Here is a 25,959-nt window from a genome sequence, read left to right as displayed (position 1 = left end):
ACTCAACAAATTAAAGAAGGCACTCTAACATGTTTTTTTTGCACCTCTCTTGCAAAAAAGAAAATTTTCTCCCCTTTACAATGTGGTTTCTTCTGTCAAGTTTTAGCGTGTTATTGACAAGCAACCTAGGGGAACGTGCTTATTTAATCAAAAGGCCGCAAGAAAATAATATTGTTAAAACGGATGTGATTTATCCACAAAATAAGCGTGAACAATTGAATGTTACAAGCACTGAAAACACAAAGTTCATAACACTCCATACAAATCCTGTTTTACCTATTAATAATTTTCAAAACACCTTAGCATTGAGCCTCTTTCTCATAATTATCGTAGTTATTTACACACAACTTAAAACCCCTCAAACTCAATATTTTTCAAATAAACGCGCGCCTCCTCTTGCTTGAATTATAAAACCATCATCTTAATCTCTGCCTTTAACTTTAATACTCTTATAAATTGTCTATTAGCGGAATATATTATGCGCACACCCGGTTGGTTAACTACTCTTTATTGTTTTATCCTTTTGAGCAGCATTTATGTTGCCTTGCCCAATTTATTTTCACCAGAACAGGTTAAAAACACACAATTCTTAACCGATACCCGTGTAACACTTGGGCTTGACCTTCAAGGAGGCTCTTCTCTTCTCCTCGAAGTTGATAGCAAAACGTTAAAACGCGATCAATTACACATAGTTTTAGCAAATGTGCGTAATACACTCCGTGAAAAACAAATCCCTACATCGAGTGTTCGTATCATCGAAAATAGCGTCGTTGCAGTTATTTCTGATCCATTACAAACTGAAAAAGCACTCTCTGCTTTGAAGACATTGATAACTCCCATACACAATAGCTTTGGCACTACAGCGCATGATATCGCTATCAGTTCTCAAAATGAAACTATCCGTGTCATATTAACTGAAGCTGGTATGAAAGATCGTATAAGCAATGCTATTGAACAAAGCTTAGAAATCATTCGTCGCCGTATAGATCAAGTTGGTGTTACTGAGCCGGCCATCCAAAAGGTAGGAACTGATCGTATTATGGTTCAATTACCAGGATTACAAGATCCAAAACAACTGCGTGATCTTTTAGGCACAACGGCTAAAATGTCCTTTCATCTGGTGCCCTCTAATGTAGATATCAATACTCCACCTCCAGGTGTTTCAATCCTTCCTGGATATACTGATGAAACGCAACACTACGCAATTTATGATCAAATTGCCTTAGATGGAAATGTTCTGAAAGATGCCCGTGCAGGTTTCGACCCGCAAATGCCAGGACGTTCTATTATTTCATTCACCATGAATTCTGCTGGTGCAAAGACATTTGCGGAAATAACACGACAAAATATTAACCGTCCTTTTGCAATCGTTCTTGACAATAAGGTTTTGACTGCCCCTACTATCAATAGTGTTATTCCCAATGGACAAGGTCAAATTACAGGGAACTTTGACCCTAAAGAAGCTTCGACTTTAGCTGCTCTCCTCCGCGCTGGTTCCTTACCTGCACCACTCACTGTGATTGAAGAGAGAACTGTAGGTCCAAATCTTGGTGCTGACGCGATCCGAATGGGGCTTTATACTGGCATAATCGGCTTCTTTCTTGTTACAATTTTTATTTTTCTTCTCTACAGAGTTTGGGGGATCATTGCGAATATAGCGCTAGCACTCCACACTATTTTAACATTTGCTGCACTAAGTCTCTTGGGCGCGACACTCACCCTGCCGGGTATTGCTGGCATTATTTTAGGCATCGGTATCGCCGTTGATGCCAATATTCTCATCAATGAGCGTATTCGTGAAGAAAGCCGAAAAGGTGTCAGCGCCTTTGCAGCTCTAGACCGTGGATTTAAGCACGCCTTTGCGACCATTGTTGATGCCAATGTTACGGCAATTATTGCAACTATTTTACTGTTTTGGTTTGGTACCGGTCCTGTCCGCGGTTTTGCTGTCACAATGTTGCTTGGTATTATCATCTCCATGTTCACAAATATCACTATTGTGCGCATCATGATGATTTGGGTAATCCGTAAATGGAAAATTAAAACTCTGCATCTTCACTCTGCTTTCAATATCATCCCACAAAATACATCTTTTCACTTTATGAAAGCGCGCTTCGTCGGTATTGGTGTCTCAATTGTTTTATCACTTGCTTCAGTTTTTCTGTTTTTTAAGCCTGGCTTAAACTTTGGAATTGATTTCATTGGTGGAAGCCAAATGAGTATTACCACAAAAGCACCAGCAAACTTAGCAACTTTGCGTTCTAAGCTTTCTACCCTTAACATTGGTGAAATTACACTACAAAATATTGACAATGCAAACACTGTTCTAATTCGTATGCAGAAACAAAGTGGCAGTGAAGCACAACAAAGCGTTGCCATTGATAAGGTCAAAACAGCCGTACACACCATCTATCCAGATGCCACATTCGATCAAATAGAGGTTGTTGGTCCAAAAATTTCAGGTGAGCTTGCCACAGCTGCATTTACTGCTGTTATTCTCGCGGCAATTGCTATGTCCCTCTATATATGGTTGCGTTTCGAATGGTTCTTTGCCGTTGGAGCAATTGTAACACTCATTTTAGACACCACAAAAATGATTGGTTTTTTTGCTTTATTTCAATTTGATTTCAATTTAACGGCTATCGCTGCTCTTTTAACAATTGTTGGTTATTCGATAAATGATAAGGTAGTTGTCTACGACCGAATGCGCGAAAATATGCGTCTTTATAAAAAAATGCAGTTGCGCGAACTCATTGATCTCTCAATTAACCAAGTTCTTGTTCGCTGCCTTTTTACATCAGCGACCACAGTTCTCGCTATGTTACCTATGGCGATATGGGGTGGGAGTGCTGTCCATAATTTTGCAGTTCCCATGGTCTTTGGAATTATTATTGCAACATCGTCCTCTATCTTTATTGCCGCTCCTATTTTACTCCTGCTAGGGAATTGGTGGCAAGAACGAAATCATCGTAAAAACACTCAATTAAAATAAAAATACCATGCTTATTCATAGACCATCCTTTTTCTTTTCATAAAAAAATTACACTCATTTCAACTCACTCATTATTTTAATACAAAGTCGTAAATAATCCATGCTCCATGATACACCACTGATTACAACTATTGTTGCAGGTTTATGTTTAGCATTTCTTTTAGGAATGGTTGCTAGCCGCTTGCGTATTTCACCACTCGTGGGATACTTATTAGCAGGTGTTATTGTAGGGCCCAACACAGGCGGCTTTAAAATAGATTCTGTTATTATCAACCAACTCGCTGAAATTGGTGTGATTTTGCTGATGTTTGGTGTGGGACTCCATTTTTCATTAAAAGATCTTTTATCTGTAAGAGCTATTGCTATCCCTGCTGCCATTGCACAGATGGCATTTTCTACTTTTCTAGGCTTATGTCTTGGTCTGATCATGGGGTGGGGATTTAGCGGTAGTTTGGTCTTTGGTTTAGCTTTATCAATAGCAAGTACTGTTATCTTGCTACGTGCTTTGCAGGAACGCCATCTGATTGAAACAGAAAAAGGGCGCATTGCGGTTGGCTGGTTGATTATTGAAGATTTAGCGATGGTTCTTATACTTGTTCTCATACCATCACTAGCAAACATCCTTGGCAATACAAAAAAAGAAGCGGTTGATCCTCTTGTTCAATGGTTAGATTTAAGCATTGGAGGAATTTTTGGTCTTACCATCTTGAAAGTGCTTATTTTTATTGCCCTTATGCTTATTATTGGACGGCGTGTTATCCCGTGGTTGTTAAAAGTGAGTGCACAATCGGGATCACGTGAGTTATTTCGCCTTAGCGTCTTTGCTATTGCACTAGGAGTAGCGTTCGGAGCAGCCCATTTATTTGGTGTTTCTCTTTCTCTTGGTGCTTTTTTTGCAGGAATGGTTATGAGTGAATCAGAATTGAGCCATCGTGCAGCAGAAGAATCCTTACCACTACGAGATGCATTTTCTGTTCTCTTCTTTGTTTCTGTAGGCATGTTATTTGACCCAGGAAAACTATTGACTCATTTTTTCCCTCTCTTAGCAACACTTTCCATTATTATATTAGGAAAATCTGTTATTGCATTTTTCATCGTTAAAGCTTTTCGTTATTCTAATGCAACCGCTTTAACAATTTCTGCAAGCCTTGCCCAAATCGGAGAATTTTCTTTTATCCTTGCAGGTTTAAGTTTGAGTTTAGGACTTTTAAACAACGATGCTCATGATTTAATCCTTGGAGGTGCGATTCTTTCTATTTTGCTCAATCCCCTTGTTTTCATTGCCTGTGATAAAATTAAAAAACGACTAGAAAATTTTCCTACAAATTTACAAGATACACAAACAACTATTGATATTGATCCGCAAGATTCTGACCACGATTTTTTACCAACAACTTTAAAAACGAACCATATCGTGATTATTGGCTACGGACGTATTGGTAAATCTGTTGCATTATCTTTAATAAACAGAGGTGAACCTATAGTAATTGTCGAAGAATCAAAACGCCTCGCGGATAAAGCAATTGCAGACGGTTTCGAGGTGATTTGTGGTAATATTATTCAACAAGAAATAATGAACGCAGCAAATATAAGTGATGCATATAAAATTGTTATTACAATGCGCAGTACCATTGAAGTAGGAGAATGTATAGTGAATATACGTGATATAAAGAAGGATATTCAGATAATCACGCATGCATTATCCGATGTAGAAACAACTTATCTCATTGATTTAGGTGCAAATGTTGTAGTAACGGATGATGAGGAAATTGCCAATGGTATTATTGAGCATATAGCAGGACAAAGATCTGTCAAAAATATGCACAATCATGAATTAAATTTGAGAAAACATGAAATGGGTAAAGAAGCGTGAAAATAAAGCAATTTATATGGCCATTTGTTGGTATCCTAGCAATGCTGATTTCTATCCGCATTCTTTATGTAAAGCTCTCGGCCATTTCTTTTGGTGATGTACTGGAACGCTTAAGTAATTTAAATGCACAAGACTGGTTATTAGCCTGTTTGTGCTCTCTTCTAGCTTATGCTGCTCTTGCTGGGTATGATCGAATTGCCTTGCAACATCTTGGCCATAAAATTTCTTGGATTTTTATTGCTATATGTTCATTTACTACTTATGCACTTTCGCATAATATTGGCGCTTCCGTTTTTTCTGGTGCAGTCGTACGCTATCGCGCCTATAAAATGAAAGGATTAAATGGAACAGAAATCGCAATATTGGTAGGTTTTTGTTCTTTTACTTTTGTGATAGGCACAATCTTACTTTTTGGGATTGTTTTAATTCTGAAACCAGAAATTATTACTCTCATTCATAATGATCTTCCTGAATGGCTTGGAACAACAATTGGTGCAATTCTGCTCAGCTTTATAGCACTTTATACTTTTGGCAGCTGGCTTCAATTAAAACCCTTACACTTAGGAAAAAAAGTTCAGCTTTCCTATCCACAACTGAAAATAGTCATTCAACAGCTTTTCATTAGCCCTTTAGAGCTTTTAGGAGCAGCAGGAATTATATATGCTGTTCTCCCGCACACTACAGATGTTCATTTTATTTCTGTGCTCGGTGTGTTTCTCGCATCTTTCACAATAACTCTTCTTTCCAATGCCCCTGCTGGAGGAATTGGCGTTCTGGAAGCTTTATTCATAACAGGTATGCCCAGTGTAAATCCAACTGATGTTGTTGCAGCACTTATTGTATTTAGAATGCTTTATTTGATTATACCGCTCATCATTTCATTATTTGTTGTAGCAATTTTTGAAACGCAACAATATTGGAAACGGAGCCCCAAAACACCACCTGAATAAATAAAGGGAAATCATAGCTTTCTTTTTTCGTGCACGTGTAAACAATAACAACTGCACAGAATTTAATCCTGTATATCAATCAAAAACCGTTATCTTTTTTATATTAACTCCTGGAGAGCTTTTCATACCAATCTGCATGGTACAAAATACACAAGGATATTTAATATTATCATTCTTCTTCAAAAAATCATTCATAAACCCATCAACCAAATTCCTGTATAGAAGAACAACTGCTTCTGTAACTGTTCAATAGTGATCAAGATTACTATTTTATAAGAGAGTGTGTTTTTCTATCACCTTACTTATAAAATAATATACTTTTTTCTGGTTACACAAGTGGGGAAATAAGGATTTTAGATAAATTCCGGCGATCCATTTCGATAACTTTAAAGCACAAACCATCAGTTTCAAAGCTTTCCCCCTCATTCGGCAAATGACCAAACCGCCAAAGCATAAATCCTGCCAAAGTAGTATAACGGTCTGCTTCATCAACAAGATTACACCCAAGGTAACTACTTAAACGACGGATATCAGCATATCCTTCAACAAGAAGACTTCCATTTTCAAGTTGTTCTGCTATCATAGGCTCTTCATCATCATCAGGAAAATCACCTGCGATGGCTTCAAGAATGTCCGTTGGTGTTGCAATTCCTTCAAAAGATCCATGTTCATCAACAATAATTGCCAGCTGAATCGAGGAATGGCGCAATTGCTCCATCAACCTTAAAACACTTGTATTTTCATGAACGACGAGTGGTTCTCGCATGGCTTTTTTCCAATTGATCTTTTTTCCCTCAGCCAAATTTAAAAGAAGATCTTTTGTCAAAGCAACACCAACAAATTCGTCCACTTTTTCACGTGCAAGAATTAAGCGGCTATGTTTAACCTGTTGTAGTTCTTCACGCATTTCATTCTCATCACTATTTAAATCCAGCCACTCAATCTCGTTGCGCGGCGACATAATAGAGCGAACAGGACGATCTGCCAAATCGAGAACACCACGAATCATCTCTTTTTCTTCCGGTCTAAATAACTCAGAAGCTGCGGCCTGTTCAGCAATGACATCTACAGTCTCACCAAGATTACCCTCTTTGTTTCCCCCACCTAAAAGTCTTAAAACAGCATCAGCTGTTCGATCACGTAGATCATTTGTTGTAATCATCTTCTCACGATTACGACGCCCAATTTGATTAAAAGCTTCAATAAGAACGGAAAAACCAATAGCAGCGTACAAATATCCTTTTGGAATATGAAAGCCAAATCCTTCAACAATGAGCGTAAAGCCTATCATCATCAAAAAGCCAAGACAAAGAATTACAATAGTGGAATGACGATTGATAAAACGCATAAGCACGCCAGATCCACACATCATCACCCCCATAGCAGCAATAACTGCTATATACATAACCACTGCCTGTTCTTTGGCAATCATACCTGTTGCAGTAATAATACTATCTAAAGAAAAAACAGCATCCAGCACCACGATTTGCACAATGACCTGCCAAAAAACCGCATAAGCAATACCTGTTTTTCTTTCATGCGATACTCCTTCTAATCTTTCATGTAATTCTAGCGTTGCCTTTGCCAGCAAAAAAATCCCACCACCGATTAAAATAAGACTATGCCAACTAAAGAGAAAAGATGAGAATGAAAAAATGATCGTATCAAGATTCATCACCCATCCAATAACCGTGAGAAGAAAAAGCCGCATAACTAATGCTAAAGTGAGGCCTATCAAGCGCGCACGATCACGCAAATGCAGTGGCAATTTTTCAGCTAAAATTGCAATAAAGATGAGGTTATCTATTCCTAAAACAATTTCAAGAAAAACCAACGTGACCAAGCCAAACCACGCATGGGGATCAGTGATCCAATCCATCATAGTTCACCCTTTAAAAACCTAAAAGTGCGCAATTGATAAAACAGATTCATGAGCTTTCATTCGCACAATTGATCAAGAAAATTGCGTGCAAAAAAACCGCGTTAGCAGAAAGAAAAGTACTTCCTAGACGCGTACAGTTATTGATAAAATTTACAAAATAATACAACAGCCTAAACTTCTTACAATCACAAGAAGGCTCTTCTGAATTTTTCTCGGGCATTACGCTCGACGATCCTCCAACTATAGTCCCATAATAATCAGAACATTTATTTATAGAGTTTTTTATAATGGGTCTATTTTTATATAAGATCAAGAGGTTTTGTATCATATTTTTAACTGTATAACCAATCTAGCTACAGACTTTAGCATTTTCAGATAAAAAATAAGAAAATCATCTAGACTTCCTTCTTTAGGAACGTTATAGAATTTCCCACTCTTACCTTTTAAGAAGCCTTGGGTGATTAGCTCAGTCGGTAGAGCAGCTGACTCTTAATCAGCGGGTCGTGGGTTCGATCCCCTCATCACCCACCACACATTTTAAACTTCATGTAACTTGTTGATTTTCCATATATTTTTTAAGGCGAGTGTAGCTTGCCACTAGGTTTTGTATAATTTAACACTAGGTTTTGTACCAATTTATTTTTCAAAGGTTTTTAAAGGGGCTCTCAAAAGGAGAAAAGACTTTTCAAAAGTTATTTAAAATCTCTTTAATAGAATCTTTTTAAAACGCGCAATTTGAGATGATCAACTCCTTAGCTGCTGTTACACTATTTAAACCATACAAATAAAATAGAGTAATATATTTTTGCGTAAATCGACTGAAGTTTTTTTGCATCTTGAATACATCATTAGGAAATAAGAGGTTTTAATGGTGCTGTATTGGGTCCGTAGCTCGAGGGTACATTCCCAGCTGGAACAGTCATGTTTATAAAGTCGAGTGCCGGTAAACTGTTTCCACTTAAAATAAAAACTTATTGTCCTTGATTTAAAAACGCGCTTGCATGCGCTCAGCAAGGTGTGTTTTCAAATCAACCTCCGATTGATCGGTGCGGACGATATAAGGTAATTTTTTTAGCGAACTTTTGATTAATTTTCACCTGATAGCCATGGCGCTTGGCTAAAATTTCAACAATCTCGCCAACGATGATTTGCTTATCCATCAGAGCGCTTTTGCCACAAAGGCGCAAAATCTTTCCCTCCCTGTCTCCCGAACTGACAATAAACTTGGCAACAAAACATCCCCCTCTGAAACCACATGAAATACTCGTTATAATGATAAATGCATATTCTCACTGAGATTTTTTTAGAGTTCCTTCTAAAAAACACACTGCAAACAAATAAATAGATACCCAAAATGTAAACTAGGGACAAAAAGCCAAATATATTTACCATATACGCACTAAGGTAAAAGAATACCAATAGGCTAAGCCTTCCAACAGTTGACAGAAAAGATTCATATGTGGCCCTAAGATTATCGCTAATGCTATCGTGCAGGACGACTTCTACACGAAGAGATGTGTACTTAATTAAATAAAAAATCATACAGACTAAAAGAACAGCAATTTCTTTTCTTGGATCAAAGAAAGCAGCTGTAAAAATCATAGAAGCTGAAAGAAACAGCAATAAAACAAAATTCATCCTCTCACTCAGTTTTGTAAAGAGAAAACTCGCCAATAGCTGGGAAAACAATATAAGAGAAAATATCACACCAAGATAAAAATAAGCGAAAAATAAAAACATAGAGAGATATAAGGAACTTTAACAAAAATAGATAACATCTCTCTTGCGTCAGAAATTAAAGAATTGGCTTTTCTTAACTTTTGCTCTCCTTTGAGATCATCCAAAAAAAAATAAACCAAATATTGTTGTCATCATCATTAAAAATGCAGAGATATACCATATATATTGACGAGAGTAATCGGCAAAATATGCACCTATCAAACTAAATATAAACATGCCAATGTAATTATATTGAGAACTTGAACCAAGTACTTTTTTAGTAGATGTAAGTTTTGTTTTCGCATATTGAACAAGTAAAGCATTATAGGCCCAGCAATCAATGTAAGTGATAATGCATTAAAAAATTCTGCCAAAAGAAAACCACTAAAGCTTGTAGAAACTCCCATGAGAAATAGCCATGTGGCTGCAAAAGCTGCCGCTAAAATGATAGATAACTTATAACTTTTTCTATCTGCAAAATATCCAAGAGGAATATCTGTCACCATCATAATAAAAGCTTGAAATGACTTAATGATACCTATATCGATAAGAGTTAACCCTTTCTCAAACATATAAAATACAATAAAAGCGCCTGTTAAAATCCTTATACCGTTAAATAAAAATCCAAACGCTAATATACTCGCCATTTATTCCCCAATAACGCCGATAAAGTAATCAATGCATCACTTTAATATAAAAATTTATCTTTTATTACAAATATGGCAACAGCCGCTATACGGATCTCCAGTCCTATCAATTTGATATCCGGAAAAATTAATGAATAATGTCCTTATCCATAATTTGACATTTATCAAAATCCGTTAAATATTTCACTGCCTCAAGAGCAGCCAAAGAACCAGCAACCACGTTATACGGGTCTATCAAAGTATTCATATAGTTTTTCTTAATATTCTTAACAAATGCAAACGCATTGTCATCCCTCATATGGTTTTGATTCACACATGCATAACATCTGGTTTTACCTGGAATAATCAGTGGCTCAATAATAACATTTGCCGTGGCCGAACCGGCATATAACAGCGCGCGCCATCTTGAAGGCAGCTTGGCTCATCAAATGAAAAAGATTGGATACATCAACCGTAGCAATCCATTTTTAAATGAGATCAAGTAAAGATTTAAAAAATCCGTTAATTGTATTATGCGTGCCATGGATGCCTAAATCTACAACAACATATCGTCCTGAAAGAATAAACAAACATCGCTTGTAAACGCTCAATTTCTGAAGAATGCCTTTTTATAAAATTAAAAATACTTTTCACAAAAAAGATATATCCTATATATACATAAAATAACTGTGGAGATATTTTTATGTTAAATTTACAAACTGCTTCAATGATACTTACTTATTCTATGGTTAAAATGTTAAGACGATTTTCAATCGCTCTTTTTTTAGTATTTTTAATACCATTTTTAAGTGGCTGTGGATTTAATACGATACCAACAAATGAAGAAAAAGCACACGCGGCATGGAGTGAAGTTCTGAACCAGTACCAGCGTCGTGCAGATCTCATTCCTAATCTTGTAGAAACTGTCAAAGCTTATGCAGCTCATGAACAAGCTGTTTTTACAAATGTTATTGAAGCACGTGCCAAAGCAACGCAAGTAAATATTAATGCCGATATGTTAAATAATCCAGAACTCATGAAGCAATATCTCAACAATCAAGCAAATTTATCAAGCGCACTGTCACGTCTTATGGCTGTTGTCGAAAACTATCCTGATCTTAAAGCAAATCAGAATTTTCTTGCTCTGCAATCGCAATTAGAAGGAACTGAAAATCGTATCTCTGTTGCACGCCGTGATTATATTGAAACCGTACGTATCTATAATACTGCTCTCAAAACAATGCCCACGATGATTTGGGCAAAACTATGGTTTCGTGATGCTAAACCTATGCCAACATTTACGATTGACACCAATAGCCAACAAGCACCAAAGGTCCATTTTAATTAATGAAATCGTTTCGACATTCTATGCAACGCAGTGTTCTTCCATTCTTATGGGCTTTTTTGAGTGCTCTATATCTGGTTATTGCACTGGGGAGTGTCACTTACGCGCAGATCAAATTTCCTCCCTTAACTGGCTATGTTAACGATGTTGCTCATTTGCTTGATAATACAACAAAGCAAAACTTAACAGAAAAACTGACTGAACTCGAAGAGAAAACTGGAGATCAAATTGTTATTGTAACTCTCCCTACCCTTTCAGGGTATGATATAGAGACATATAGCAATTCTCTTTTCCGCACATGGAGATTAGGTCAAAAACAGCTCAATAACGGTGTATTGCTTGTCATTGCACCGAACGAACGCGCAGTGCGTATTGAAGTAGGGTATGGTTTGGAAGGAGAGCTAACAGATGCACTTTCTTCAGTTATCATTAATACTTTTGCTCTTCCCAATTTTCGTGAAGGGAATTATCAAAAAGGCGTGATTGAAACAGTTCATGCAATTACCAACGTTATTACAGAAAGTGATTCTGAATTTTCTTTTAGAATCAGAGAAAAGGCTAAAATTGTTGAAGAGCAACGTAAACAAGCTGAAAAAGAACAAATGATCATCAATGCAATTATGATTTTAGTCTTTTTTATAATGATTGGTTTGCCTGTTCTTGCAATGATTTTTGGAAAAAAAGTAGGCCAACAGAAATATCTCTGGATGGGTATCATCTTCACACCTTGGTTTCTTAACTTAAGAACCGGCGGCAGATATTCTAGTGGAAGATTTGGTGGTCCTTCAGGTGGAGGAGGTTTCAGAGGCGGAGGTGGATCATCAGGCGGTGGTGGTGCAACAGGAAGATGGTAAAATGCGTGTAGATTTATAGACGTAATAATTTATTTTAAATAAAACTTATTATTCTATTATCTCAATTTTAATAAATAACTTCCTATCTTTCTCTGTAATTCTTTTTCTGATCCAATACGAACTCGAATACCAGCGTAGATATTGCTCATGGCATATGAATTGAAACATACTGATCGTAATCACTTACCACATCATTTTAAAACAATCCCCGGAAATCCACCAGTAGAATGGAAAGTAAGTCATAACTTGGTCGAATATCCTGAAGCACTACGTTATATGCAAGAGCGTGTAGAAAACATTCTTGCAAAAAACGCGCATGAACAAGTTTGGCTTCTTGAACATCCTTCTCTTTATACAGCTGGTACAAGTGCGAATAAAAAAGATCTTTTAGCACCTCACTTATTTCCTGTTTATGAAGCAGGACGTGGCGGAGAATTTACATATCATGGTCCAGGACAACGTATTGCTTATATTATGCTTGATCTTAAACGCCGCAAACAAGATATCCGTGCTTTTATTAGTGCATTAGAAGAATGGATCATACAAACCCTTGCAAAATTTAATATCAGAGGTGAACGTCGTGAAGAGCGTGTTGGCGTCTGGGTTCAACGATCCAATTGTACATCCACACAAAACCTCCTCTCTTCAGAAGATAAAATCGCAGCAATTGGCATTCGAGTACGCAAATGGGTAAGTTTTCATGGAGTTTCCATCAATGTGAATCCTAATTTAGCGCATTACTCAGGGATTGTTCCCTGTGGGATTACAAAGCACGGTGTAACCAGTTTTCTTGATTTAGGTTTTCCTATCACAATGCATGACATTGATATTGCTCTGAAACAAACATTTGAACAAATTTTTGGTCCAACAATTGATGTTTCCTAAGTGCATTGATTTTTAAATAAAAAACAGGCATAAAATTTATTTAATAAAGATTTATTTTATGAGGTGGATAATCAAACGGCATGAGCGATAACAATAAGGATCTTTTCAGTATTTTAAATAATGCCGAATCTCGGTTAAATACAAAAGAAAAAAATCTGCCATCCCCTGTGAACTCAGAAGTAATGAGTTCGAAAAAAAATACGAAGGAAACGCAAGAAGACGACTATAATGCCCTCTCTATTCGAGTTCTTGAAGGCTTAGAGCCTGTACGTTTACGTCCTGGAATGTATATTGGTGGAACGGATAGCAAGGCGCTGCATCATTTGTTTGCCGAAATCATTGACAACGCTATGGATGAAGCCGTTGCTGGTTATGCGGACTTAATTGATGTATCGTTAGATAAAGATGGTTATTTAACGGTTACAGATAATGGGCGCGGTATTCCTATTGAAAATCATCCTCAAATGCCTGACAAATCTACTCTTGAAGTCATCATGACGCAACTCCATTCAGGTGGAAAATTCGATGACAAAGCCTATCAAACTGCTGGTGGGCTACATGGAGTAGGAATTTCTGTCGTCAATGCTCTTTCTGATGATATGGAAGTCGAAGTAGCACGAGATCGAAAACTCTATCGTCAACGCTTCTCACGCGGTATTCCTCAAACTGGATTGGAAAATTTAGGTGATGTTTATAATCGTCGTGGCACACGCGTTCGTTTCCACCCTGATAGTAAAATTTTTGGTGAAAAAGCAGCTTTTGATCCAGAAAAAATTTATAAGATGGCACGCTCCAAGGCCTATCTTTTTGGCGGCGTAAAAATTCGATGGAATTGTGATCCTATCATCCTTGAAGGCACAAAAAATATTCCTGAAAAAGCTGTTTTCCATTTCCCCGATGGGCTTAAAGACTACTTACTCTCATCATTGAAAGATGAATATCGAGTAACATCAGAGATTTTTTCTGGCAAAACAAAACACTGTAATGGCCATGGATCTGTTGAATGGGCTATTGCTTGGCATGGTGGCGATGCTTGTGTACAGTCTTACTGTAATACCATTCCTACCGGAGAAGGAGGAACCCACGAAATAGGACTGCGACAAGCTCTTTTGCGCGGATTGAAATCCTATGGTGAGTTAATAGGAAACAAACGTGCTGCTATCATTACCTCTGATGATGTTATGATTTCAACAGCTGCAATACTTTCAGTTTTCATCAGAAATCCTGAATTTGTTGGACAAACCAAAAACCGATTAGCAACAATTGAAGCACAGCGTATCGTTGAGAATGCAATACGTGATCCTTTCGATCATTGGCTAACTAATTCTCCACAAGAATCAACAAAACTCCTTGATTGGGTTATTGAACGTGCTGAAGAACGCGTAAAACGGCGTCAAGATAGAGAAATAAATCGTAAAACAGCTGTCCGTAAATTACGTCTGCCTGGCAAACTCGCGGATTGTAGCCAAAACTGTGCTGCTGGTGCTGAATTGTTCATTGTTGAAGGTGATTCTGCTGGTGGTTCGGCTAAACAAGCGCGGAACAGAGCAAACCAAGCAATTTTACCTCTTCGTGGAAAAATCTTAAATGTAGCCAGTGCTGCACATGAAAAAATGAACTCAAGCCAAACAATTGGTGATCTTATACTTGCTCTTGGATGTGGAACGCGCTCTAAATATCGTGAAAAAGATCTCAGATATGAACGTATTATTATTATGACGGATGCAGATGTCGATGGTGCTCATATTGCCTCACTCCTCATCACCTTCTTTTTTCAAGAGATGCCCGATCTTATTCGTCAAGGACATTTATACCTTGCCGTGCCTCCCCTTTACCGAATATCGCAAGGAGGAAAGGTCGCTTATGCACGTGACGATACCCATAAAGATGAATTGCTCAGAACTGAATTTACTGGAAAAGCTAAAATCGAAATTGGACGTTTCAAAGGGCTTGGTGAAATGCGCGCTGAGCAACTTAAAGAAACGACTATGCACCCTCAAAAACGTACACTGCTACGTGTTTCTATTGATGCGATGGAAATGCAAGAAACTAAAGATACCGTAGAAAGTCTCATGGGAACAAAACCAGAAGCGCGGTTTCGTTTTATCCAAGAAAATTCTACTTTTGCCTCCAATCTAGACATTTAATTTTCAAAAAATATCCTTCTCAAACCACGGCTGCTGCATCAATCACGCGCAGTTGTGGGGTAATCGTTCCATTCCAATAATTTAAACTAAGATTACCAGCCAAATGGATCATTTCACCAATATTTTCAGAAAGAAAATGACCAAGCGATGTTCCCACAGCACGAAAAGCTATTCCTTGCAGTTTTTTTCCTTCAATATTAGAGACAACGAGGCGCAGATGCCCTTTACCAACCTCACACAGATTAATTAACCTGTGAGAGGGAAGAACAAAAACAGGGGTAGCATTTCCTGAACCAAATGGCCCTGCTTTTTCAATCATCTCAAAAAGTGCTTGATTAGCACCAGAAGCAGAAAGGCAACCATCTATCCTCAGAGATTTTTCAGCACGCAACTGCGAAACCATTAAAGAGACTTTTTCTTCTAACCATTCTCGAAAAATTTCAATTTTTGTCGCTTGGATTGTGATCCCTGCTGCCATGCTATGCCCTCCCCCTTTTTCTAATAAATTTAATGTAACAGCCTCACGAACAAGTGCACCTAAATCTACGCCGTTAATTGAACGTCCAGACCCCACACCACTTCCATCTTCTTTCAAAGCGATTGCAAAAACAGGACAAAAAAAACGCTCTTTTAAGCGGGATGCAAGAATTCCAATAATTCCCGGATGCCATTCTGCATGAGCAATCACAAGTGACAGCGGCATTTCTCGATTTTGATAAAGAGAATCAATATAAGATTCTGCTTGCGCTAATTGGATGCCCTCCATTTCTTGGCGTTCTTGATTAAGCTGATCCAATTGTTCTGCTATTCTGTTAGCTTCATCTTTATCCTCACAGCTAAGCAAACGTGCTCCCAAAGCTTGATCACCAATACGCCCTCCCGCATTAATTCTAGGACCTAACAAAAAACCTAAATGAAAACTATTAAGTGGCTCACCAATACGCGCAACCTTTGTTAAAGCCAGTATTCCGTGATTATGCATGGAACGAGCAACTTGGAGCCCTTTAACCACAAAAGCACGATTAACACCTTGTAGAGGCACAACATCACAGATGGTAGCCAATGCAACAAGATCAAGCATACTGAGAAGGTCAGGAAGTGTTCCTTCAAACTTCTTCTTTTTCAATAGATGATTAACCCATGCTAATGTGACAAAAACAACGCCAGCAGCACATAAATGCCCTTGTCCAGAAGAATCATCAGGGCGATTAGGATTAACAAGAGCAACGGCTTCTTGATGGACCTCAGACATTTGATGATGGTCTAAAACGACCACATCGGCACCTGCAAGCCTTACCGCTTTTACTGCATCTGGGCTGTTCGCGCCACAATCAACTGTAATAATTAAACGAGCTCCTTCTTGCACAAGCATCTTCATTGCTTGTTCATTAGGACCATATCCTTCAACAATACGATCAGGAATATAAATTATTACTTCGGCACCAAAATAGCGTAGAAAGCGTGCTACGAGTGCTGAAGAACAAGCACCATCAACGTCATAATCCCCAAAAACCGCAACTTTCTCTTGATTCAGAATAGCCTTAACAATGCGCTCTGCTGCGCATTGCATATCCACAAAACTTTCCGGATCAGGCATGAGCGAACGCAACGTTGGATCGATAAAAGCAACGGCTTCGGATTCGTCCACATCTCTTGCTGAGAGAACACGAGCTAACGCATCTGGAAAACCAAATTTTTGAGAAATAGCATGCGCATTATTCACCCCTTGAACATCAAGAGCATCTAACCAAGCTTGACCACAAGCAGAAGATTTAACATTGAGAAAATAACGGGACCGCTGCATTACTGTTTATTTTACAATGGAAGCTAATAAAATACAATCGAGAGTTAGAGATCTCACACTCTTTTACAACATCCATTCAACTTAAACTATGCAACAGCACTTCCCGATATATGGTATTATAATACCTCAATTATAAAGCACTGTTTTATAAGTTTTTATTTTCTCTTGACGTAAATCAAAAGACATTATATCAGAGCCAATAGTACGCGTTAAATATTTCGCTATGATAACAATTTTCAACGCAAAACAACAAAAGCACCCTTTCTAAAGGGTCTCAATAAAGGATACTTCTATGGCAACTTTTTCACAAAAGCCAACTGAAGTGGTGAAAAAATGGGTTATTATTGACGCAGAGAACCTTGTTTTAGGTCGTCTTGCTACGTTTGTTGCTAACCGCTTACGAGGCAAACATAAAGCTACATTTACTCCACATGTCGATGACGGTGACAATGTTATTGTGATTAATGCAGACAAAATATCTCTCACCGGCAAGAAATATACAGACAAAAAATATTATTGGCATACCGGCTATATTGGTGGAATCAAAGAACGTACAGCACGTCAGATTCTTGAAGGCCGTTTTCCTGAACGTGTTGTTGAAAAAGCTGTGGAGCGCATGATTCCTCGTGGACCACTTGGTCGTCGCCAGTTGAAGAATCTACGTGTTTATGCTGGGAGCCAACACCCGCATGCGGCACAACAGCCCGAAGCTCTTGACGTTGGTGCTTTAAACCGCAAAAACAAAAGGATTGCTTAATTATGGCTGAAATTAATTCTCTTTCTGAGCTTAGCGTGGTAACAAATATTGCAGAAGCTCATGAAAATGTCGCTCCTGTCCATGTGCAAAAGCTTGATTCACAAGGGCGTGCTTATGCAACAGGAAAACGTAAAGATGCCGTTGCTCGCGTATGGATCAAACCTGGTTCTGGAAAAATTATCATTAACAATAAGGAATTCGATCAATATTTTGCGCGTCCTGTTCTAAGAATGATTCTTCGTCAGCCAATCGTTGCAACAAATAGGGATACGCAATTTGATATTGTTGCAACTGTTGCAGGTGGAGGTCTTTCTGGACAAGCTGGTGCTGTACGTCATGGTATTTCTAAAGCTCTAACCTATTACGAGCCAGAGCTTCGTGCGATCTTGAAAAAGGGAGGCTTTCTCACCCGTGATAGCCGTGTTGTTGAGCGTAAAAAATACGGTAAAGCGAAAGCGCGTCGTTCTTTCCAATTCTCAAAGCGCTAATTTCATTTTTCGTGCAATACAAAAAGCCCCGTTTGCGGGGCTTTTTTTGCTTACTAAAGCAGATTAAAAAAAACATAGCGATCAATTTATATTTGTTAGGAGAAAGTAGAAATATAAAACGATAAACTTCTTTTGAAATAAGAACTAAGAAGAAATTGTTCTAAAAAATTTCATACCCTCGATTTCAATTTTTAGAATCTATACTTTGCTCATTCAGAGATATCCATGCGCTCGTTCAAAAAGACCTCTGCAATATAACTTTAGTTACATCAGGAGCTTTACAATATCTTTTTCTATCATCATTTAACAAAGTTTCAGTCTAAGAAGTGCTTTACCATTGTAATAAAATGAGGAACGGAAATAGGCTTCGACATATATTCTTCACATCCACTTGCACGAATTCGTTCTTCATCCCCTTTCATAGCAAAAGCAGTTACAGCAACAACGGGGATAGATCTAAGTTCCTCATCCTCTTTTAATTGTTTAATAACGTCGATTCCCGATACCTCCGGTAACTGGATATCTACAAGGATAAGGGAAGGCATTGATGAACGCGCTAAATCCAAAGCGATAAGACCATTACGCGTTTCAACTGTTTCATAGCCACTCGCCTCTACAAGATCACGGAATAACTTCATATTCAGTTCATTATCTTCCACGATCATAACTTTTTTTGACATTCGTATAATTCCACCCTTTTTAGATAAAATATAGACTAATACACCTCACCTCTAGCTTAAGATAAAATGATAAAAAAAATTGTAAACCAGAAAGAAATTAAATAATTCCCGATAAAAGCATTTTTTCGCACATATTTGTAATGCTAAGCGTGATGCTTCTTCAATTCATAAAAAGGAGGCCTACAATAGCTCATAGATTTTATTGGTATTATTTTTTGAATTGACCAAAGCTATAAATATCAAAATCAACACATAAGCCTTTTTACCTTATAAAGACATAAAAATGCAAATAAGTTCAACTGCCAACTTTTGAAAAGAAAAATTTAAATAAGGTTGAACCGCATAGACTGTTTGCTCTGTAAGCAATCAGTATTTTGTAAATTAATTCAAAAGTGTTTGTTTGCTGTAACATTTTGTTATCTTAGACGCTTTTGTTATACATCAATACAGCTATTGGATAAAAAATCAGAAAAAAGGTTATCTATGGGATTTTAAACAGATCATACAATGTAATTAATGCATTTTAAAATGCAAAAGCGGTAGCAATACTAGAAAATGAAAAGTTTTATTATAAATGCTCATTTTCTTCTCGGCATTTACTGGCTTCAGTTTACCCTTTATCTTTTTAGCCAAAATTTAAAAAAACAATTTATTAATATTTTAAACTGATAAATAAATTATATACAAAATAATAACATAAATTATACTTATAAAATATGATAATAAAAAGTATTATAAAAATAACGAAACAATAAAATTAATATTATTAAAGACTTTTTTAATAATATTTTTTAATATATTCATTATTATCATAATATATTTCAAATAAAGATATAAATATAACTAAATTACATACTGACAAAATAAATAATTAATAATAGTTAAATTACCAATAACACAAAATTTCTAAATTAAAGTATAATATTATAGATTAATTTATTTTTACTAAAATATATTTCCATAAAAATATGTAAACATATTTAATTAATAATATGTCTAACATAACATTACTATAACTTTATAGATATATTTCTAAATATTTCATAAATTGTTTTAGAAAATATAAGCATGATGCACTGCTCCCCCTATTAAAGCGCCATTTATAACGCCACCACCGCTGCACTTAATTCCATACCCTCTGCAGCAAACAACACAATAAGCGGTGAACTTTTGCACCACCTGTTGCAACTGTCTCAATAGATCCTCCTATCTCTGCCTTAACTGCCCTGTTGATTTTTTCTCATCCCAGTAACCCGAAGGACTATATGAAACCTGTGAAACACGCGGTGAGCTTAAACTACCCATTTTTATCCCCCTTATTATCTATTAAGCCCCTTTATTATCTATTAAGAATGTATCATTATAATACGGATAATTTGTTATCATGTTGTCTATAATGTCCTCTAGCTCTCTTTCGGACATATAGAGGCTTATTGAGCTAATCCAGCTTACATGAGAATTTTTGTCTCGCATTTGCACCCTCACAGCCTCTCCTTATCTTCTTTATGCATTTAACAAGTGAGAGAACTGTTTAAACATATCCGAATTAATATGTTTCTATAAGCAAATATATTCCATGATATAATAAAATTATGTAATAGTATAAACAATATAATACACATTTTTAAGTATTTTTTATTAATAACCGCAAACACAAAAACTCATATAGTTATTGCCATAAATATATACCTTATAGGCTCTTGATAAGATTGCATTACCAAAAGTAAAAAAACATTTTAAAATGCAACTGTCTTCAAATACAAAACAAATGACATCAGTGAATCCTTCTCTTTATTTCTTAAGAAGATATGCTGTAAATATAAGATTTCCTTATATATCTATCTCATTTGTGACGAAGGATTCTAGCTTTTCCAAATTAATTTTAAAAACGATAGCGCACCCCACCAGAAAAACGAATTCCAGAAAAACCAGCCTTGGTAAGCTTATGCTGATAGATCAGATCACTGTGAAGCGTAATCTGTGAAGAGAGTTGTGAATGAATACCCAATCCCGTTTCTAAAGAAGAACCGAAAGCACCCAACTGAAAAGCATCTTTAAAATGCACAGATTGTTTTTTTTCAAAACTATGTGCAAAATGAAGCTTCCCATAGAAAGAAATGCTGCGATCCTCTTTAGAGGTTGCAAGTGTTTTAGTTAAACGTCCACCAATGCGCATCATCCATTGACTAGATTTCCCTATCTCAATATCAAAGTTATCAACATCACGGACATTATCAAACCGGAGATGTTGATAAATAAGCTGAACCTGCGGATCAAAAACAAGATCTTTATACCCTGCTATAAATGCTTTACCCGCAGACAAAGAAACATTCAAAGGATTCCCTTTTAATGTTGCTGTCTTGCCCCTTGTAGAGGTGAGAACATCACCTTTAAATAAACCATAGGATAAAAGTCCATCCACATAAAAACCAGTATCATATTCCACACTACCATACGCTGTCATTAACCATTTATGAAATGGACTTTTTTGACTTTGTTTAACATCTCGAGGGTGCAAAGACATTTTGCCATAAGTCCCCATAATTCCAAAAGACGTTGTACTATATGCATTCTCAATTGGTTTCAATGAAATACCCGCTTCTATGGCATGATAATCAAGATCACCCCCATAACCATATTCAAGCCTGGAAAGATCTGAAATATAGTGATAACTTCCACCATAACCACGAACTGATAAAGCAAGAGCCTTATCACTTTCTAACGACGCATTAGAAGAAGATCGCATAATTTCCAATCTTTTGCTTTGGTTGCTGATATCCATCAATCCAGTATGAAATAAGGCACTCGGCAAGAGAAGATATATTGAAACTTGCGGAACAACATCCCTTATTTTTGACACAAAATGAGGTTGTATATATTTAGCTTCGAGGCGAAAATCCCAAAAATCTGCATCACCTTTAACTAATCTTTGAGCAGTACGTGCATTCCCAAGAGAAGAACTTGGACCATACGCATGGAGATAGTATTGGTAAGGTAATCCTCCCCATGTGATATAAGGACTACTTAGCTGAAAAGAATCCTCCTCTGTTTTTCCAGAAACTTGAATCAATGAAATACTGTGCGTATTTTCATTGTCTGCTGCTTTCCCTTGATTTCCTAAAATAAACTGCACATGGACTGTCGTTTTTCCAGAAACATCACCATGAATCAAAAGCCTATCAGTCTTCTGTTTATTGAGCGAACCATCACTATTGAGAAATGTATTAAGATAAAGATGTGCATTCCCCTGTGCACTATAAACTTCTTCCTCTCCATTTCCAATACGAAGTGTCTGATACTCTTCGTCCGTTGGGAGGTCGAAAGCAATAGTACTATCAGAAAGTTTTACAAACGAAAGAGAGGAAATGACACGGTTCGAGTCCTGCAAATTTATCGCTTTTCTCTTCGTTAACAACCATTTTGAATCCCCTGTCAAATAAAGCTCAGCAGTAGAATCATCGGCAACGCGGGTCCCTCCTATCAGTGAAGAAGATTCAACTAACACCGCCATAGAAGATCTCTTTTCAGCTGTTAACAACAAATCTCCAGAGATCTTTGTACCTTCTGTGACGCCAATATAACCACTACTCTTATGACTATGAATAGCCGTACCATCTGGAACTTCAAAAGTCGTCTTTTTTAAAAAGATCATTCCTTGTTGGTAGTCATTATCTCCTTTGTCCATATCAAAATGCAGACCATGCTTGTTACCTGTCAGCGTAATTTTTGAATTCTCAATATTAATCCGAGAAACTAAAAGAGGCCCTTCCTCTCCAGCATTTGACTGCGTGTTAACATCTAATCCAATCCAAAAACCACGAACATCGCTAGCAACAACATTGCTATTCTTTAGAGAAAGAGAACCGTTCTGATTTACATTGAAAACTGCATGAATATCGCTATCTTCTTCATTTATTTTTTTACCCTTTGAAGTAATGGCAACACCATCTAAAGTCACCTGCCCCCTTATTCCTACATAAGCCGCAGCAGCATCTGTCACATCAATCGCTCCACCTGACATCTTAATACTTGCATCAACACCACTAAAAAGAGCCGCTTCTTGGTCGCTATCCTGACTTTCAACTTTAATTTTTGTATCTGTTAAAATAACAGATGCCCCTTGTTTATCTGCATGAACACCTAGTTGAGTAACCTCTACCGATCCACGATTAATCTCAATCGTTCCACTCTCAGCCTTGAGTCCTGTAGAAAAAACCTTTAAAGTTGAATCGCTTAAAATAACCTTTCCACTTTGTGAAGCAACTACACCATAGCTATCTTCTATATTATTGGTAGTTTCAACTTTCACACGCATTGCGCGGATAATTGTATTTTGTTGCTGTGCAACTATAGCAGCTGACGATAGAAAAGAATTATCATCCCCATTTTTTTCTTCAGAGGGCATCATAAACTGATATGCTTTATCAGCAATTATATGCTCTGTACCATCACTGCATCTATAAGGTAATTTGCTCTCATCACATGAAAGCAAAACGGACGAACGAGAACGTGCCTCAACATTTTCTATGTTGGATAAGAAAGAAAAAACAGTCCCTATAAAAACACAGGAATATAAACGATTTTTAGATACTTTGATAAGCATTCTTTTTCAAACTTTCTTTCTTCTCAAAAAAAACAAAAATACAGGCAAAAAAGAATATTTACAGTTCACCTCACTACGTATGTTACGCATAATACGTTTCGTATTTTATGTAAAGCGAGAATAAAGAAACATCGTTGCTCATATTCATGAACAATAATAAAAATCAGCAGGAAAATAGCCTTAATAAGTTTATAATGATAGAAACTACGCACAAGATAAAATAACACGCATTTCTTCTCTAGCTCTCTTTGTTAGAAAGTGAAAATCTGAAAAATGTCCATACTCAATACATATATCTAATTTCCATTTTAAATCTTGCAATTTATACTAGAATCCTGCTTGCTCACACATTCATAAATTAAAACATATTCACGCAGATATAGGTTCATATCTTCAGAAAAAAGCTAGAGTAATATTCGGCTACATTTTAAGACTGCTTTTTAATTGTGAACTTATGAACACTTAAGCTTTTCCCACAATGCTAGAGCCGATAGAAGAAACTAGTAGCCCATTCCACATAAAGCTATCGCACTCAAAGAATTTTATGATTTTCTTTTGAAGAGATGTGTTTACAATAAAATAGCTCAAAAGCCTGTTGATATTTTTCTACTTATCTTTGGAAACAAGAAACACAGTATTTTTATGGTAGAATGAGGAAACAATCCCGCCATTCTAAGCAAAAGTAAGAAGATCGGGATTGTTGTTTTATAACCAGCAGAAAAATCTAAGGTTGGCATTCCGGCTGATCTGTATTTTCTTTACAATAAGGACTATTCAAACGTTTTTCGACACTTCTCTGAGGAATGACAGCATCAGGTTGACAAATAGGAAGATTATCAGCTTTATACTTCTCACACCATTTCACCGCCCCCAATCTATGATGGAAACCTGCTTGTATCAAGCAAGCATCAAAAGATGCATCCGCGTTGATTTTTTCATAGGTGTTCGAGTAACTTTCTAAAGAAAGACCTGAAAGGGACGGCATTCCACATTCTAGCAATGCTTTTTTTATCTCAAGCTCATCTGCACCAGGCTTTTCCCACACATCTACAGCCGTTAGAGGAGCCTGATCTGAACCACATCCAGTCATAGTGAACAAAACTATCCCAGTGAATAACAATTTTAAGATTTGTTTCATTTTTTTCTTCCTGAATCATTTGAATAAGTTGATACACGGTGAAATGATCATACACATTTTACAGATCTCATTATATCCATAAAAAACACAGACCCTAGAAAAACCTTTCAATATTTTTCCATTCTCTGTATTTACATCACTATCAGAGTGGATCTTATAGAAGATATAAGAATTTTTACCAATATTTACACTAACAATGTCGTATTCTTATGAATTTCTAAGCTGATATAGTTTTTCTTGTCTTTACCAACTCATTTAATGTATTTTCCACGGTTTGTACATTCGAATCTGACCCATAAAACGAATCTCTGTTTTATCTGCTATCCCATGAATACCATGTTTTTTTAAATCCAGAAAACATCTGCCCACTGTCATGTTACCCACGGGGTTATGCATCAATATTTATACCAGAATTACCGTAGGGATACACTAAATCTTCCATCTCCCCAAATTTTGTATCTCTTTTGTCAAGTTACTTTAGTCACCAAAATCACTTTTCCTTTATTTCTGATAAATTTCTATTCCAAATTCTACTTCTCCTATTTCAGCTTGTGGGAAGTCTGTAAAAGAAAGAAGATCATTTTTATTATCAGCAACCTAAACCTTATAGCGCACCACATCGTCTGGCGAGATAAAAATGCCATTATAGAACATATGGTAATGCCATCAGAGCCTGCTTTTAGCTACGGCTCTTCTTCAGCTGTTAAATAATGATATTAAGGAAATGTATCTTTCATCTTCTAAAAATTTTTCATTATCTTTTAGAAAAATCTGATATGGTATCACTACACTATCCTCTTACAAAAAAACAAAGGGAGTGATTAATTAAAAACTCCTCAAAAAAATGAAGAAGAACGGTATCTTAGTGAATACAGAAAGCGATAAAATGCTAAATGGTTTTGATTGCTTTAAAAGCATCTCAGCAAAAATCCTGAATTTCACTTATTCTCTGATGTCTTACCTGTAAGCCACCCAATAACCGCCCCCTTATTACAGCTTGTAAAAAACAATGATAACTGGCTATCAGAAAGATTGGGAATGAACCCCATACAATGCGTATTTTTCAGCCCATATCGATATGAGAAAAGAGGTTGTTTCCATAATTATATTTTTCCTATACAAAAAGAGTGTGAAAAACTTTCCTTGTATATATATAATAAATTGATTTTTATAATCTTTTTTAAGGTTCGGGATGCGTAAATAAAAGTATGGGAAT

At 36.7% G+C, this 25,959-nt stretch carries 16 protein-coding genes, 1 tRNA gene and 1 pseudogene; 11 read left to right on the top strand and 7 right to left on the bottom strand.

Going from position 1 to position 25,959, the window contains the following annotated elements; translation table 11 throughout:
- Positions 1-29 precede the first annotated feature (29 nt).
- From ME1_RS08205 to ME1_RS00075, 4 genes are all read left to right on the top strand, one after another.
- The gene (locus ME1_RS08205) at positions 30-404 is read left to right on the top strand and encodes a hypothetical protein (protein ID WP_004861785.1); all 375 of its coding nucleotides are present in this window, start codon (positions 30-32) and stop codon (positions 402-404) included.
- Between the two features lie 74 nt (positions 405-478).
- The gene (secD, locus tag ME1_RS00085; RefSeq protein ID WP_004861783.1) at positions 479-2,992 is read left to right on the top strand and encodes a protein translocase subunit SecD; all 2,514 of its coding nucleotides are present in this window, start codon (positions 479-481) and stop codon (positions 2,990-2,992) included.
- 100 nt (positions 2,993-3,092) lie between these two features.
- A complete protein-coding gene (locus ME1_RS00080; RefSeq protein WP_004861780.1) occupies positions 3,093-4,865 on the top strand; it encodes a cation:proton antiporter domain-containing protein in 1,773 nt (590 codons plus the stop codon).
- Positions 4,862-5,815: a lysylphosphatidylglycerol synthase transmembrane domain-containing protein gene (locus ME1_RS00075; protein ID WP_004861777.1), complete on the top strand. Its 954-nt coding sequence runs from the start codon at positions 4,862-4,864 to the stop codon at positions 5,813-5,815. Before ME1_RS00080 ends, ME1_RS00075 begins: the two co-directional genes overlap by 4 nt.
- A 328-nt stretch (positions 5,816-6,143) precedes the next feature.
- Here ME1_RS00075 and ME1_RS00070 read toward each other — a convergent pair whose 3' ends face one another.
- Entirely contained in the window at positions 6,144-7,697 is a 1,554-nt protein-coding gene (locus ME1_RS00070) for a TerC family protein (protein ID WP_035009256.1), read from the bottom strand.
- Positions 7,698-8,152: 455 nt separating this feature from the next.
- Between ME1_RS00070 and ME1_RS00065 the strand changes: the two genes are divergently transcribed.
- Positions 8,153-8,228 (top strand) — tRNA-Lys (locus tag ME1_RS00065).
- A gap of 321 nt (positions 8,229-8,549) precedes the next feature.
- Here the strand turns inward: ME1_RS00065 and ME1_RS08200 are convergent.
- Together ME1_RS08200 and ME1_RS08195 are read right to left on the bottom strand one after the other, a co-directional pair.
- Positions 8,550-8,974, bottom strand: a pseudogene (locus tag ME1_RS08200) (late control protein); the annotation flags it as partial.
- Positions 8,975-9,634: 660 nt separating this feature from the next.
- A complete protein-coding gene (locus tag ME1_RS08195) occupies positions 9,635-10,063 on the bottom strand; it encodes an MFS transporter (RefSeq protein WP_004861769.1) in 429 nt (142 codons plus the stop codon).
- Positions 10,064-10,745: 682 nt separating this feature from the next.
- Here ME1_RS08195 and ME1_RS00055 point away from each other — a divergent pair.
- The 4 genes from ME1_RS00055 (at position 10,746) to parE (ending at position 15,273) form a co-directional block, all read left to right on the top strand.
- Positions 10,746-11,390: a LemA family protein gene (locus ME1_RS00055; protein ID WP_004861762.1), complete on the top strand. Its 645-nt coding sequence runs from the start codon at positions 10,746-10,748 to the stop codon at positions 11,388-11,390.
- Positions 11,390-12,241, top strand: a complete 852-nt coding sequence (locus ME1_RS00050) for a TPM domain-containing protein (RefSeq protein ID WP_004861759.1) — start codon at positions 11,390-11,392, stop codon at positions 12,239-12,241. Before ME1_RS00055 ends, ME1_RS00050 begins: the two co-directional genes overlap by 1 nt.
- A gap of 147 nt (positions 12,242-12,388) precedes the next feature.
- Positions 12,389-13,126: a lipoyl(octanoyl) transferase LipB gene (gene lipB / locus ME1_RS00045; protein ID WP_004861756.1), complete on the top strand. Its 738-nt coding sequence runs from the start codon at positions 12,389-12,391 to the stop codon at positions 13,124-13,126.
- 80 nt (positions 13,127-13,206) lie between these two features.
- A complete protein-coding gene (gene parE / locus ME1_RS00040; RefSeq protein ID WP_004861752.1) occupies positions 13,207-15,273 on the top strand; it encodes a DNA topoisomerase IV subunit B in 2,067 nt (688 codons plus the stop codon).
- A gap of 19 nt (positions 15,274-15,292) precedes the next feature.
- Here parE and recJ read toward each other — a convergent pair whose 3' ends face one another.
- Positions 15,293-17,077, bottom strand: coding sequence for a single-stranded-DNA-specific exonuclease RecJ (recJ, locus tag ME1_RS00035; RefSeq protein ID WP_004861747.1), 1,785 nt, complete (start codon positions 17,075-17,077; stop codon positions 15,293-15,295).
- Between the two features lie 292 nt (positions 17,078-17,369).
- Here recJ and rplM point away from each other — a divergent pair, with 292 nt between their 5' ends.
- Together rplM and rpsI are read left to right on the top strand one after the other, a co-directional pair.
- Positions 17,370-17,834 (top strand): 50S ribosomal protein L13, encoded by a 465-nt coding sequence (rplM, locus tag ME1_RS00030; RefSeq protein ID WP_004861744.1) that lies wholly within the window; start codon positions 17,370-17,372, stop codon positions 17,832-17,834.
- 2 nt (positions 17,835-17,836) lie between these two features.
- Positions 17,837-18,322: a 30S ribosomal protein S9 gene (gene rpsI, locus ME1_RS00025; protein WP_004861743.1), complete on the top strand. Its 486-nt coding sequence runs from the start codon at positions 17,837-17,839 to the stop codon at positions 18,320-18,322.
- 314 nt (positions 18,323-18,636) lie between these two features.
- On the opposite strand, the gene ME1_RS00020 is transcribed toward rpsI, so the two are convergent.
- The 3 genes from ME1_RS00020 to ME1_RS00010 all read right to left on the bottom strand — a co-directional run bounded on the left by ME1_RS00020 (position 18,637) and on the right by ME1_RS00010 (position 24,743).
- Complete coding sequence (locus ME1_RS00020; protein ID WP_004861740.1) at positions 18,637-19,002, bottom strand: response regulator; 366 nt, start codon at positions 19,000-19,002, stop codon at positions 18,637-18,639.
- Between the two features lie 1,882 nt (positions 19,003-20,884).
- Complete coding sequence (locus ME1_RS00015) at positions 20,885-23,605, bottom strand: autotransporter family protein (RefSeq protein WP_004861732.1); 2,721 nt, start codon at positions 23,603-23,605, stop codon at positions 20,885-20,887.
- Between the two features lie 724 nt (positions 23,606-24,329).
- Positions 24,330-24,743 (bottom strand): hypothetical protein, encoded by a 414-nt coding sequence (locus ME1_RS00010; RefSeq protein WP_004861727.1) that lies wholly within the window; start codon positions 24,741-24,743, stop codon positions 24,330-24,332.
- Between the last annotated feature and the right edge of the window lie 1,216 nt (positions 24,744-25,959).

Origin of the sequence: Bartonella vinsonii subsp. arupensis OK-94-513, from assembly GCF_000278235.1 — a bacterium.
Classification (GTDB): Bacteria; Pseudomonadota; Alphaproteobacteria; order Rhizobiales; family Rhizobiaceae; genus Bartonella; species Bartonella arupensis.
Note: the sequence above shows the minus strand (reverse complement) of the source record. Positions and strands in the feature narration are given on the sequence as shown.

Bases quoted from the DNA above. Each gene is read 5' to 3' on its own strand.
- ME1_RS08205 (WP_004861785.1), top strand. From the start codon at position 30: ATGTTTTTTTTGCACCTCTCTTGCAAAAAAGAAAATTTTCTCCCCTTT.
- secD (WP_004861783.1), top strand. From the start codon at position 479: ATGCGCACACCCGGTTGGTTAACTACTCTTTATTGTTTTATCCTTTTG.
- ME1_RS00080 (WP_004861780.1), top strand. From the start codon at position 3,093: ATGCTCCATGATACACCACTGATTACAACTATTGTTGCAGGTTTATGT.
- ME1_RS00070 (WP_035009256.1), bottom strand. From the start codon at position 7,697: ATGATGGATTGGATCACTGATCCCCATGCGTGGTTTGGCTTGGTCACG.
- ME1_RS08195 (WP_004861769.1), bottom strand. From the start codon at position 10,063: ATGGCGAGTATATTAGCGTTTGGATTTTTATTTAACGGTATAAGGATT.
- ME1_RS00055 (WP_004861762.1), top strand. From the start codon at position 10,746: ATGTTAAATTTACAAACTGCTTCAATGATACTTACTTATTCTATGGTT.
- ME1_RS00050 (WP_004861759.1), top strand. From the start codon at position 11,390: ATGAAATCGTTTCGACATTCTATGCAACGCAGTGTTCTTCCATTCTTA.
- lipB (WP_004861756.1), top strand. From the start codon at position 12,389: ATGGCATATGAATTGAAACATACTGATCGTAATCACTTACCACATCAT.
- parE (WP_004861752.1), top strand. From the start codon at position 13,207: ATGAGCGATAACAATAAGGATCTTTTCAGTATTTTAAATAATGCCGAA.
- recJ (WP_004861747.1), bottom strand. From the start codon at position 17,077: ATGCAGCGGTCCCGTTATTTTCTCAATGTTAAATCTTCTGCTTGTGGT.
- rplM (WP_004861744.1), top strand. From the start codon at position 17,370: ATGGCAACTTTTTCACAAAAGCCAACTGAAGTGGTGAAAAAATGGGTT.
- rpsI (WP_004861743.1), top strand. From the start codon at position 17,837: ATGGCTGAAATTAATTCTCTTTCTGAGCTTAGCGTGGTAACAAATATT.
- ME1_RS00020 (WP_004861740.1), bottom strand. From the start codon at position 19,002: ATGTCAAAAAAAGTTATGATCGTGGAAGATAATGAACTGAATATGAAG.
- ME1_RS00015 (WP_004861732.1), bottom strand. From the start codon at position 23,605: ATGCTTATCAAAGTATCTAAAAATCGTTTATATTCCTGTGTTTTTATA.
- ME1_RS00010 (WP_004861727.1), bottom strand. From the start codon at position 24,743: ATGAAACAAATCTTAAAATTGTTATTCACTGGGATAGTTTTGTTCACT.